This window comes from Pseudomonas sp. 39004, from assembly GCF_028682155.1.
GTDB lineage: Bacteria > Pseudomonadota > Gammaproteobacteria > Pseudomonadales > Pseudomonadaceae > Aquipseudomonas > Aquipseudomonas capeferrum.
Genome location: NZ_JANIAG010000171.1, coordinates 1 through 12,137, shown reverse-complemented (window position 1 = coordinate 12,137; position 12,137 = coordinate 1). Strand labels below are relative to the sequence as shown.

Sequence of the window (12,137 nt, the reverse complement as noted above, 5' to 3'; positions counted from 1 at the left end):
AATCCCGAGGCAGACTCTTGCTAGCCTCCATCCGATCTTCTGGTGAGCTATTCGCAACCCTTTTCGGGGTAACACCCAGCTCCAACTTATATGTGTTTTTCTGAAACTGGAATAACCCGTCTTTCCTTCACCGCTTTATAAGAAAAACTCGAATAAATCTCCTTCACCCCCGGCAACCGCTGCAGCACTTCCCGCGTAAATTCCCCAAACGACTCAAGGTCCCGCGCCAGTATTTCCAGCAGGAAGTCATACCGCCCCGAAATGTTATGGCACGCCACAATCTCCGGTATCTCCATCAACCGTTTTTCAAAAGCCAGCGCCATGTCCTTGGTATGCGAATCCATCATGATGCTGACAAAGGCGGTCACCCCAAACCCCAGCGACTTGGGGGAAAGAATGGCCTGATACCCGGTGATGTAACCGTTATCTTCCAACAACTTGACCCGCCGCCAACAGGGCGAGGTGGTCAGCGCCACCTGGTCGGCAAGTTCGGAAACGGTTAGGCGGGCGTTGTCCTGCAGGGCGGCAAGCAGGGCGCGGTCGGTGCGGTCGAGGCTCGAAGGCATGTTTTGCCCTCCTGATCGGATAATTGTTGTTTTTGTTCCAAAAAGTGCGCGTTTGCGTGGGCAATTTTGGAAAAATTCAGGCAGCTCGGTGGCATAAGCTTATAACAAACCACAAGAGGCTGTTGCCATGCGCGACTCCCATAACAACACCGGTTTTTCCATGTCAGGATCAGCACGCCGCGGATCCACCACGGCGGCGGTGTCTGGCCTTCGGGTGCCTGGTACAGCGCCTTGCGCTTGACCAGTGCGCGCAGGGCCAGCAGCAACAAGGCGGCGCAGGCAAAGCCGATCAGCGGCGAAAACAGCAGGGCATAGCCCACCTTGCTGGCCTGGGCCCAGTCCACTCCGCTGGTGCCGTCGCGCCCGTGCATCAGCGCATTGGCCACCCCTACGCCGATGATCGAGCCGATCAGCGTGTGCGAAGACGAGGCCGGCAGGCCCAGCCACCAGGTGCCCAGGTTCCAGATGATCGCGGCCAGAAGCAGGGCAAAGACCATGGCGAAACCGGCCGAAGAGCCGACCTGCAGAATCAGCTCTACCGGCAGCAAGGCAATGATGCCGAACGCCACCGCACCGCTGGAGAACAGCACGCCGAGGAAGTTGCACAAACCCGACCAGACCACGGCAACCGGTGCCGGCAACGAGTGGGTATAGATGACTGTGGCCACGGCGTTGGCGGTGTCGTGGAAGCCGTTGACGAATTCGAAACCCAGGGCAATCAGCAACGCCAGGCCCAGCAGCAGGAATGGCGTGACGGTGGTGATTACCGTGCCGCTGGCGCTGACGTCCTGTTTCAGGCTCCAGGCGGTATAGGCGAGGCCGGCCAGCAGCAGACCGAAGAATAGAACCACGGTGGCGCGGCCGGGCTTGTGAGACAGCTGCGGGCGCGCATCGCGTTGGGCCAGGTGCGGCTCGCTGGCCAGGGACGGGGTTGCCATGGGGGCTCCGATTGGCGTCGGGCGAAGGTGCCGAAGGCTGTGAGCATAGAAACAATTCGTTACTGGCCCGTGACCTCGGTCAATGAATTATCTAGGCTCAAGACAGACGGCAATGGCCGGAGAAGCCCATGATCCGCTGCAAACGTGTCTACGAAGCGCTCGCCGACGAAGATGGCCAGCGTGTGCTGGTCGACCGCCTGTGGCCGCGCAACAAGCGCAAGGATGACCTGCATGGCCAATGGCTGCGCGAGGTGGCGCCTTCGGAGGGTTTGCGCAAGGCATTTCACCAGGGCGAGGTGGATTTTGCCGGTTTCACCCAACGCTACCGGCAGGAGCTGACCGCACACCCCGAGTACTGGTACCCGCTGCTGGGCCTGGCCGCCAAGGGCACGCTGACCTTGCTCTATGCCGCCAAGGATACCGAGCACAACAACGCCCAGGTACTCGCCCAATGGCTGGAAGATGAGTTGGAGCGCCATGGCCCGGGCAGTTCGCCCGTGTGCTATGCCACGTGAGCGGTGCACAATAACGGCATGAAGCTCATACCCGCCACCGATGCCCACCGCAGTTTCGCCCGCGACCTCACGCGCCGGGCCATGCTGCCGTACTACCGCGAATTCGACCTGCTGTGGATCGAAGAAGCCTTTGACCAGGCCTGGGCCTGGCGCGAGCAGTGGCTGGTGATGGAGGGTGAACAGGTGCTGGGCTACTGCAGCCTCAGCCAGGACCGCCAGGCATTGTTCATTCGAGAGCTGCACCTGCTGCCTGAGCACCGCGGGCGCGGCATCGGCGGCCGGGTGCTGGAGGCCCTCGCCGGCTGGGCGAAACAGCGGCGTTTGCCACTGCTGCGCTTGATGGTGTTTCGCAGCAACCCGGTTCGGTTGTTGTATCAACGCAGGGGCTTTGCGGAGGTGGGCGAGGATGAATGCTTCGTGCGCATGCAGCGCGTCATCGACTGATAGCGCAGTGATGGCTTGTCGCGGCAGGTGACCATGGGCATAGTGGAGTCTGAAATTTACCGCTGCTTACAGGACGGTGGGCGGCGTTGGATGATGTTCAAGGACAAAGGAGAAACGTGAGATGAATGGATTCGGTCCGCGACTGCGCGAAGAGCGCGAACGGCTGGGCATGACCCAACGGGTGTTTGGTGACATCGGTGGGGTAGAGCCCAATGCCCAAGGTAAGTACGAGAGCGGTGAGCGCACGCCCCGCGCCGATTACCTCGCAGCACTGGCCGCCCAGGGCATGGACGCGCTCTATGTGCTCAGCGGTGTGCGCACCCCGGCACCGCTGGGCAACCTGACCCAGGATGAGGCCGACTTGCTGGGCGCTTTTCGGCAACTGCCGGTCGACGATCAAGCCGCGCTCTGGCACTTGCTGGGGCGTTTGTCCGGTGAGGTTAAAAGCCGTGAAACAGTGAGGCCTTTCACACTTGGCCGTCAGGCGTATCTGACAGAAGTTTTGCGTTAGGCCCGCCATGAAAAATTTTGTTAAGGTGGCGGGATCCAATCGCCCTGCAGACGAGGTGTGTGCTTGATTAGGGTCTTAGTGGTCGATGATCACGATCTGGTACGAACCGGTATTACCCGCATGCTGGCCGACATCGACGGCCTGCAAGTGGTGGGTGAGGGGGATTCGGGGGAGTCGGCGCTCAAGCTGGCGCGGGAACTCAAACCCGACGTCGTCCTGATGGATGTGAAAATGCCCGGCATCGGCGGCCTGGAGGCCACCCGCAAACTGTTGCGCAGCCATCCCGACATCAAAGTGGTCGCGGTCACCGTGTGCGAGGAAGACCCGTTCCCCACGCGCCTGCTGCAAGCCGGTGCTGCCGGTTACCTGACCAAGGGCGCCGGGCTCGACGAAATGGTCCAGGCCATCCGCCTGGCCTTTGCCGGCCAGCGCTACATCAGCCCGCAGATCGCCCAGCAACTGGCACTCAAGTCGTTCCAGCCACAAGGCTCGCCGTTCGATGCGTTGTCAGAGCGCGAAATCCAGATCGCCTTGATGATCGTCGGCTGCCAGAAAGTGCAGATCATCTCCGACAAGTTGTGTCTCTCGCCCAAGACCGTCAATACTTACCGTTATCGGATCTTTGAAAAACTCTCGGTCACCAGCGACGTCGAACTGACCTTGCTGGCCGTTCGCCACGGTATGGTTGACGCAAGCCTGTAAACCTCATGTCCCAAGCTTTTGATGCCAGCGCGTTCCTGGCGACCTGCAGCGGTCGCCCGGGCGTTTATCGTATGTTCGACGCCGAGGCGCGGCTGCTCTACGTGGGCAAGGCCAAAAACCTCAAGAAGCGCCTGGCCAGCTATTTCCGCAAAACCGGCCTGGCGCCCAAGACCGCTGCGCTGGTGGGCCGCATTGCCCAGGTCGAGACCACCATCACCGCCAACGAGACCGAGGCGCTGCTGCTGGAGCAGAACCTGATCAAGGAATGGCGGCCGCCGTACAACATCCTGCTGCGCGACGATAAATCCTACCCCTACGTGTTTTTGTCTGACGGCGACTTCCCGCGCCTGGGCATCCATCGCGGTGCGAAAAAGGCCAAGGGCCGATACTTCGGCCCCTACCCCAGCGCCGGTGCCATTCGCGAAAGCCTCAGCCTGTTGCAAAAGGCCTTTTCGGTGCGTCAGTGCGAAGACAGTTACTACGCCAACCGCACCCGGCCCTGCCTGCAGTACCAGATCAAGCGCTGCAAAGGGCCGTGCGTCGGCCTGGTCGACAAAGACGAGTACGCCGACGATATTCGCCACTCGGTGATGTTCCTCGAAGGCCGCAGCCAGCAGTTGGGCAACGAGCTCAATGCCGAGATGGAAAAGGCCGCCATGGCCCTCAATTTCGAGAAGGCCGCCGAGCTGCGCGACCAGATCGCCCTGTTGCGCCGCGTGCAGGACCAGCAGTACATCGAGGGCGGTACCGGTGACGTCGACGTGATCGCCGCCTTCGTCAACCCCGGTGGCGCCTGCGTGCACCTGATCAGCGTGCGCGGCGGGCGAGTGCTGGGCAGCAAGAACTTCTTCCCCCAGGTGGGCATCGAGGAGGAGGTGGCCGAGGTCATGGCCGCGTTCCTGTCCCAGTACTACGTGGGCAATGCCGAACGCGAACTGCCCGGCGAACTCATCGTCAACGTGGTGCACGAAGACTTCGAAGCCATCCGTGAAGCCCTGCAAACCCTGCGCGGCCGCGAGCTGACCATCACCCACCGGGTGCGCGGCACCCGGGCCCGCTGGCAGCAGTTGGCAGTGACCAACGCCGAGCAGGCCCTCAACGCCCGCCTGGCCAACCGCCAGCACATGGCCGCACGCTTCGAGGCCCTGGCCCAGGTGCTTGGCCTGGACGAAGTACCGCAGCGCCTGGAGTGCTACGACATCAGCCACTCCAGCGGCGAGGCCACCGTGGCCAGTTGCGTGGTGTTCGGCCCGGAAGGCCCGATCAAGTCCGATTACCGCCGCTTCAACATCGAAGGCGTGACCGCCGGCGACGACTATGCGGCCATGCACCAGGCCCTGACCCGCCGCTATGGGCGCATCAAGGACGGCGAAGGCAAGCTGCCCGACGTGTTGCTGGTGGACGGCGGCAAGGGCCAGCTGAACATGGCCCGCGACGTCATGCAGGAGCTGGCCTTCACTGACCTGACCCTGCTGGGCGTTGCCAAGGGCGTGACCCGCAAGGCCGGTTTCGAGACCCTGTACCTCAACGACGTGCACCACGAGTTCACCCTCAAGGGCGACTCACCGGCCCTGCACCTGATCCAGCAGATCCGCGACGAAGCCCACCGTTTCGCCATCACCGGCCACCGCGCCCGGCGCGGCAAAGCCCGTCGCGTGTCCAGCCTGGAAGACGTGGCCGGGGTCGGCCCCAAGCGCCGTCGCGACCTGCTGAAACACTTCGGCGGCCTGCAAGAGCTCAACCGCGCTAGTGTCGATGAAATCGCCAAAGCCCCCGGCATCAGTAAAAAGCTTGCCGAGTCGATTTATGCCAGCCTGCATAGCGAGTAGAATGCCTGGCTCAACCCGCAGCCAGTCGTACCGATGAATATTCCAAACCTGCTCACCGTTCTACGCGTCCTGCTCATCCCGATCTTCATCCTGCTGTTCTATGTGCCCTATCACTGGAGCTACATGGCCGCCAGCAGCGTGTTCGCCGTCGCCGCCGCCACTGATTGGCTGGACGGCTACCTGGCGCGCCGCCTGCAGCAGAGCACACCGTTCGGTGCCTTCCTGGACCCGGTGGCCGACAAGCTGATGGTCGCCGTGGCCCTGGTGTTGCTGGTGCAGGTGCACGCGAACTTCTGGCTGACCTTGCCCGCTGCGGTGATCATCGGCCGCGAGATCGTGGTGTCGGCGCTGCGCGAGTGGATGGCCGAACTGGGGGCGAGGGCGCATGTGGCAGTGTCCAACCTTGGCAAGTGGAAAACTGCGGCGCAAATGCTTGCGCTGGTGATCCTGCTGGCCAACCCGCCGGGTGTGACCTTCTGGGTCATTCTGGGTTACGGGCTGCTGCTGGTGGCAGCGGGCTTGACCCTGTGGTCGATGGCGCATTATCTGCTGGCCGCCTGGCCACACCTGCGCGAAGGCTCGGAGCAGAAATAAAAACTTTTTTGAATCAAGGGGTTGACGCCGTTTTAGATATTGCTAGAATGGCACCCATCACGACGCGGGAATAGCTCAGTTGGTAGAGCACGACCTTGCCAAGGTCGGGGTCGCGAGTTCGAGTCTCGTTTCCCGCTCCAAATTCGATCCTCAGTGCGTCGCTGGGATCACAAAGAAGAGGCCTTAGGGCCTCTTTTTTTGTGCCTGGAATTTGGTGTGTGCCAAACTTTGGTATTCGCGCTGTACCTGTAGGTGCTGGCGCGTCGAAGCGCCGAACCGCTGTGATCGGCTGCAAAGTTGCCGTGTCGGTCTCGAATGTGAGGTGCTTCATTCTCGCGAAGCGTCGCTCGCCGCAGGTGAGATGGATATCCGTCCTCGGTGTCACTTGTTCAGCAGTTCCTTGAGCAAAGGGCTGTGGGAATTGATTGTTCTCTCTAGGTGAGTGACTGCCGGCGTTTTTCAAGGTAGTTGTCGCGTCAACCGTCTAACTATGCCGCTCTCTTCTCGACCTGTAGCTCTCGATCCGGGTTCAACAGCATGGTGCCGATCGGCTCCCAGTTACGCGTTCGACCCGACCACCGTTCTGGCTTTTTCCCTTTGGCTCGTTCGTACAGCTCATGTCGCCGGGCCAAGACCTGATGGTCCAGCCCTCGATGCCGCTCAGCCGGTGTGACGAACCGGATACGGCTATGCCGGTGCTCGTTGTTGTACCAACGCATGAAGTCCCTCACCCATGCTCGTGCGGCGTCCAGACTGGCAAAACCATTCTGCGGCCATTGCGGGCAGTATTTCAGCGTTCTAAACAGCGACTCCGAGTAGGGATTGTCGTTGCTGACCCGCGGTCGGTCTCGCGAGGGCGTGATCCCCAGTTCGTACATCTTGCTCAACAGCGTCACCGATTTCATCGGCGCTCCGTTGTCCGAGTGCAGTACCAGCGGTTCGCGTAAACATTGCTCACCGATCACGCTGCGTTGCAGCAGCGCGGCGGCTTTCACGCCGCTTTCCACGTCGTAGACCTCCCAGCCCACGGCCTTGCGACTGTAGATATCCTCGATCAGATAGAGGTAGTAATACTTGCCGCGTATCGGCGACGGTAGATACGTGATGTCCCATGACCACACCTGATTCGGCCCTTTTTCCGCATGTGTCGTCGGCGCCGCCTGCCGCCTGGGGCGCTGACTGCGACCTCGATGATGCTGTTGACCCGTCATGCGCAAGACGCGATAAAACGTCGCCTCCGACGCCAGATAACGCCCTTGATCGGCCAGGCGCGGTACGATCTGGCTGGGTGGCAAGTGAGCATAATCAGCGCTGTTGCACAGCGTCACAATCACCTGTCGCTCGACCTCACTCAGCGCATTACGCGGCGCTGGTCGCGCGATAGTCGTTCGCCCATCGGCCTGAACCATCTCGGGGCCAGTCCAGCGTTGTAGGCTCTGTACGAAATCCCGAGAAACCCAATCGACGCCCCTAGGACGCTGAGATTTTGTAGAGTCCCCCGCCATCGACGGAAAGGAATTCTGTGATGGCAAAGCGTTACGAACTCTCGGACGAGGCCTGGGGAGTAGTCTCCGATCTCTTCATGGAAACCCATGGCCGAGGAAGGCCGCGACTGAGCGACCGCCTGATGCTCGACGGCGTGCTCTGGGTGCTGTGCTCGGGTGCAGCGTGGCGAGATATGCCGGAGCGCTTTGGCCCATGGTCAACGGTGTATCAACGGTTTCGGGGCTGGCGGAATCAGGGAACGTTCGATCAGATGCTCAACGCCTGCACCTGAGATTGAATGAGCAAGGCTTGATCGATTTGCAAACCTGGATGATCGACTCAACCGCAGTACGTGCAACCCGAGCCTCATCTGGCGCCGGGAAAAAAGGGGGCCTGACGAGCCTGCCGATCACGCTCTAGGCCGCAGTCGCGGCGGCCTGACAACCAAAATCCACATGCTCTGCGACGGCAACGGGACACCGTTGCGCTTCCTACTCTCTGGCGGTCAAGCCAGTGACATCAGTTACGGCCAGCCGCTGCTGGACGAAGTCAGCATTCCGTCAACCCAACGTGGCCGCCCGCGCAAACGCTGTAAATGGCTGCTTGCTGACAAGGGCTACGACGCCGAAGCGCTACGCCGCTACTGCGACAAATATCGAATGCAACCCGTCATCCCTCTGCGCTCGATGAAGCGCAAGCCTAAGCCCGGTTTACCCAGACTCTTTGATCGGCCCAAGTACCGTCAGCGCAACATCATCGAGCGCATGTTTGGCTGGCTGAAAGAGAACCGCCGGATCGTAACGCGCTTCGACAAACTCGCGAAAAGCTACGCCGCCATGGTCTCGCTGGCTTGTTCCATGCGGTGTTTGCGACATCTCTTTTCGTACAGAGCCTAGGCGACCGACGGGGTCGTAGGTGAAACTGGCTTCGCTGTTGTTCTCGTTGCGCAGGCGCACGAGTTGGCCAAGCTTGTCCCAGTGGTAGGTGAGGGTGGTGTCGTTGGGGTTGTGGCGCTGATGGATCAGCCCGGCTTCGTTATAGTCCCAGCGCGTACGGCGGTGCAGAGCGTCGGTGAAGCTGAGCAGCCGGCCTTCAGCATCATATTCGAAGCGATCTCGGGTCTGGTCCGGATGGGCGACGCTGGTGAGGTGCCCTGCGTCGTAGTGATACTCGGTTACCTCATCGGCAGCGTTGATAAGCTTGGTGACTTGGCCGAGCGCGTCGTACTTCCATTGAGTCGTTTTGCCAGAGCAGTCAGTGTAGCTAGCCAACTGGCCGTCCTGGTTGTACGTGAGTTTTTTCTCCCCACCGTTGGCGTCGATGATGGCAATGGGCAGATTGTGGCTGTTGTAGGTGTACTGGGTCTTGTTCTCCAGTGGGTCTGTGGTTTCGATGATGTTGCCGCGCTGGTCGTAGGCATATCGCCATAAACCCCCCTCGGCATCCCGTGTTTTAAAACGTTGGTCGAGGTCATCGTAGGCGTGGTGGACCGAGGTGCCATCTGGACGAGTGTGCTGCAGCAGGTTACTGCGCTCATCGTAGGCATAGTGGTCGACGCTGCCGTCGCGGTGTACATGTTGGACCACGTTCATGGCATCGTCGCGGAAGAACCATTCCTCGTTGCCGTCGGGGTGGACGATGCGATAGGTGTAGCCCTGAATGTTGTAGTAGTGCTTGGTTTCGTTGCCCAGGGCGTCCATGACGTAGGTAAGGCGGATGTGCTTGTCCCACTCCAGGCGCACCTCATAGCTGCCATCGTCTGCCCATTCGTGGATGGCTTTGGCATCCGGTCCTTCGCCCAGCCATTCCAAGTTCATCGCCCGGCTTCCGTTTGAAGCCCATCGTCGGGTCACCTTCCAACGGTACACGAGCACTGACGTAACGGCGTACAGACTGATCAGGCCGTGGTCGGAGGCCGGGAGCGGCGGCAACAGACATACTGCTGGGATGTCTGTTGTTCGCCTGCTCCACTTGCCGAGTTGGCTTAGCTATGGACGCTGCCGTGTGAGGCGCTGGCAATCAAGCTTGCCCCGCATGCGGTCTTCATGCCATCGAGCGCGACGGGTACTCCGTTAACGCGGTAGGTATCACTGCCCTCGACGATGGGAAACTCGCCTTTGCATAGAGGGCAGAAAACCATGTTGCCTTTGCCGGCCATAGGTTTGCCGTTGAGGTTGGTGTGGGGGATGGAGTCAAGGACTCTTCCGCCGTGGTCGGTCGTATCGTCTAGTCGAACTATTTTCTTCATTTAATGGATGCTTCGCTTGGGTAATTTAAGTGCGTGCAGATTTTTGTAAAAATCCCAGTGAATTATTTTCGAGCGTTTTTCGTTAATGTATATCGTGTTCACGTAATCTAGTTCTTGTGCAAACCCCTGCCATTCTTCCAGGGTTGTCCTGATTGCTGGGAAAGCATCATCTATATTGATGATAATTATGGTTTCCCCGTGATCAAGCTCTATAGCTGACGCTGCGGCCAGAATCTCAGCAGTCAAACTATCTCTTTGTACGGAGTGTATTTGGATTTTGCTGGGGATGCTCTCCCAGTGGATGCTCGACGCTCCCGTCGGGAGTACTTTTCCGATTTCTTTCAAAAGTTCATCTTGCCTTTCGAAAAGATGAGTGTTGATGTAGGTGAGGCACTCTGGTGTGAAGGTCATCGGTTAAATCTCCTAATTATTCGTCCAACTGTTCTTTGCGTTGCTTCAAAGCAGATGGTTCTTTCGTTCTTTCTGTTGAAGGTGTTTATGTGTGCCTTGTGCCTGTTGTCATACTCTACCCGGAAGCCCCGGTGTTCAGTTGCGGCACGCCTTCCATTGAATGGCTCCGGTATGAATTTGGCTGGGTTAGGGACGGAGTTTTTTGCGGAGATTTGAGAGTGCTTTAGTGCGCTGTTCATTGCTTGGTTGTAGTCGTCATGCAATTCGTCACATTGACGCTCTTTCCTGATTCTTTCTCTTTCAGCTTCGTTTTGCTTGTCCCTAGTTGGGCATGGGGTTGCAGTTTTCGTCAGTCCGTACGGATCTATCCAGTGTGTTGGATTTGGCGCATACTGATAAATATTTAGTCCGCCATCAAATCCTACTGGATCCTTAGAGATGAATCTTGTTGCCCGAGGGTCATAGTAGCGATGGTGGTTGTAGTGTAGCGCTGTTTCTACGTCGGAGTGTTGCCCTTGAAATCGAAGTGGGTTTCGAGGGTCGGTTGTAGCCGTGTTTTCACTGTAATCTTCACGCGGAAAGCCCCATGCGGTGTGCCGGCTGCTCCAAGCAGTTTTGCCAATATTGTCAGTTAGCTCTGTGGGAGTGCCAAGATGATCGCAATGGTACCAGCCAACGGTGCAGAAAGGTTTTGGAATAAGATGGAGTCTCCACATCGAGTCCTGATCAATATATGGGGATTGGTGAAGCGGTTGATGTGGCATCTCCTCAATATGACTCATCACACCTTGTGCTACAGGAATGAAGGTCCCCGGCTCAAACAAATAGTGTGTGGTCTGCCCTTTGCCATTTCGGCCTCGTTGCTCAAATGCCAGCGTATCGCCGTCCCATATAAACAGTGTTAGATCGCAGCCTAGCTTTTCATTGAGAGCGCGCCTGGCATTCTCGTTCCAGACCGGACCAGCTTGTACTCGGTTGCGGTACTTTCGAGCGCGAGTCCTTATAGACACGGCGGCCTAAAGCGTCATAGCCAAACTCGACAACCAGTCGGTCATCCTCGTAGCGCCGCAGTCGGTCGAACAGGTCCCAGGTAAACTTGCCTGTACTGCCGTTCTCGATCCGCTCCAGCAGATTGCCGCGCTCGTCATAGCGATACTGGGTACCGCAGTAGCTGCGTAGCACGTTGTCCATCACCTTGCGCGGCGAGTGTGGATTAGGTCCTGGCGGTGCCTCAGGATCCAGCAGGTTACCCGCCGGGTCGAAGGCGAACGTCTCCTTCTCGTAGTTTTGGCTAGCTTCGATCAAACGGCCAACCAGGTCATAGCGGTAACGCAGGTCGCCACGATTCAAGTCGTTGATGTGACACAGCTGTCCTGCTTCGTCGTAACGGTAGTTGCGCGCTGCAATGCGTTTGGACTCCCCCTGGCGCGCCAAGGTCTGCTCCAGCAATTGGCCGTTCGGACTCCAGGTTTGGCGCTGGATCAGGCCGTTGCCCTGCACGCGACCAATCTCTCGATGTAGATCATCACGCTCGTAGCTGATCAACTCCTTGTCATCGAGCTTGAGCGCCAGAAGATGCCCGCTGCCGTAGGTAAGCCAGCTGACCCGGTGCCCATCGGGGCGGGTGGTGGCGATACGTAGGTTGAGAGCATCGTATTCGTGGGTGAACACGGCAACCTGTGGCTTTGTAAGGTAATCAAGCCATTGGTGCTCGCGCGTATTGTTGCCTGCTGCATCGTAGAACCACTGCAGCCTGCAGGCGCCGTTGTTGGCAGCAAGCAGGTTGCCATTTCCGTCATAGGCAAAGGTCTCAACCCCCCACGTGTTACTGCCCTCGACGATGGAGAACTCGCCTTTCCATAGCGGGCAGAAAACCAAGTTTCCTTTGCAGGGG

General features: G+C 58.9%; 10 protein-coding genes, 1 tRNA gene and 4 pseudogenes. 8 read left to right on the top strand and 7 right to left on the bottom strand.

From position 1 onward, the window contains the following. Positions 1–86: 86 nt before the first annotated feature. Together NP534_RS22305 and NP534_RS22300 are read right to left on the bottom strand one after the other, a co-directional pair. Positions 87–566: an Lrp/AsnC family transcriptional regulator gene (locus tag NP534_RS22305; protein WP_027595326.1), complete on the bottom strand. Its 480-nt coding sequence runs from the start codon at positions 564–566 to the stop codon at positions 87–89. A 161-nt stretch (positions 567–727) separates the two neighbouring features. After that, positions 728–1,504: pseudogene (locus tag NP534_RS22300) on the bottom strand (inorganic phosphate transporter); the annotation flags it as partial. 128 nt (positions 1,505–1,632) lie between these two features. On the opposite strand from NP534_RS22300, the gene NP534_RS22295 reads away from it, so the two are divergent. From NP534_RS22295 to NP534_RS22265, 7 genes are all read left to right on the top strand, one after another. Beyond that, the gene (locus NP534_RS22295) at positions 1,633–2,019 is read left to right on the top strand and encodes a DUF488 domain-containing protein (RefSeq protein WP_274100139.1); all 387 of its coding nucleotides are present in this window, start codon (positions 1,633–1,635) and stop codon (positions 2,017–2,019) included. A gap of 18 nt (positions 2,020–2,037) precedes the next feature. After that, the gene (locus NP534_RS22290; RefSeq protein ID WP_274100138.1) at positions 2,038–2,463 is read left to right on the top strand and encodes a GNAT family N-acetyltransferase; all 426 of its coding nucleotides are present in this window, start codon (positions 2,038–2,040) and stop codon (positions 2,461–2,463) included. A gap of 121 nt (positions 2,464–2,584) precedes the next feature. Then, the gene (locus NP534_RS22285) at positions 2,585–2,974 is read left to right on the top strand and encodes a helix-turn-helix domain-containing protein (protein ID WP_033699153.1); all 390 of its coding nucleotides are present in this window, start codon (positions 2,585–2,587) and stop codon (positions 2,972–2,974) included. 63 nt (positions 2,975–3,037) lie between these two features. After that, on the top strand, positions 3,038–3,676 hold the full coding sequence (gene gacA / locus NP534_RS22280) for a response regulator transcription factor GacA (protein ID WP_027916239.1): 639 nt from the start codon (positions 3,038–3,040) through the stop codon (positions 3,674–3,676). 5 nt (positions 3,677–3,681) lie between these two features. Continuing rightward, positions 3,682–5,505 carry an excinuclease ABC subunit UvrC gene (uvrC, locus tag NP534_RS22275; RefSeq protein ID WP_033699148.1) on the top strand — a complete coding sequence of 608 codons (1,824 nt, stop codon included), beginning with the start codon at positions 3,682–3,684 and terminating at the stop codon, positions 5,503–5,505. A gap of 33 nt (positions 5,506–5,538) precedes the next feature. Then, positions 5,539–6,099: a CDP-diacylglycerol--glycerol-3-phosphate 3-phosphatidyltransferase gene (pgsA, locus tag NP534_RS22270; RefSeq protein ID WP_033699146.1), complete on the top strand. Its 561-nt coding sequence runs from the start codon at positions 5,539–5,541 to the stop codon at positions 6,097–6,099. A 64-nt stretch (positions 6,100–6,163) separates the two neighbouring features. Continuing rightward, positions 6,164–6,239 (top strand) — tRNA-Gly (locus tag NP534_RS22265). Between the two features lie 348 nt (positions 6,240–6,587). Here the strand turns inward: NP534_RS22265 and NP534_RS22260 are convergent. Then, a pseudogene (locus tag NP534_RS22260) lies at positions 6,588–7,541 on the bottom strand (IS3 family transposase); the annotation flags it as partial. 83 nt (positions 7,542–7,624) lie between these two features. Here NP534_RS22260 and NP534_RS22255 point away from each other — a divergent pair. Next, positions 7,625–8,480 (top strand): annotated as a pseudogene (locus NP534_RS22255) (IS5 family transposase). A 1,088-nt stretch (positions 8,481–9,568) separates the two neighbouring features. Here NP534_RS22255 and NP534_RS22245 read toward each other — a convergent pair. The 4 genes and pseudogenes from NP534_RS22245 to NP534_RS22235 all read right to left on the bottom strand — a co-directional run. Next, positions 9,569–9,832, bottom strand: coding sequence for a PAAR domain-containing protein (locus tag NP534_RS22245; protein WP_047581206.1), 264 nt, complete (start codon positions 9,830–9,832; stop codon positions 9,569–9,571). Further along, complete coding sequence (locus NP534_RS22240; protein WP_047581204.1) at positions 9,833–10,243, bottom strand: hypothetical protein; 411 nt, start codon at positions 10,241–10,243, stop codon at positions 9,833–9,835. It lies immediately after the preceding gene. Further along, positions 10,240–10,959: an RHS repeat-associated core domain-containing protein gene (locus NP534_RS26890; RefSeq protein WP_443201092.1), complete on the bottom strand. Its 720-nt coding sequence runs from the start codon at positions 10,957–10,959 to the stop codon at positions 10,240–10,242. The genes NP534_RS22240 and NP534_RS26890 overlap by 4 nt, the downstream gene beginning before the upstream one ends. A 205-nt stretch (positions 10,960–11,164) precedes the next feature. After that, positions 11,165–12,137: pseudogene (locus tag NP534_RS22235) on the bottom strand (RHS repeat-associated core domain-containing protein); the annotation flags it as partial.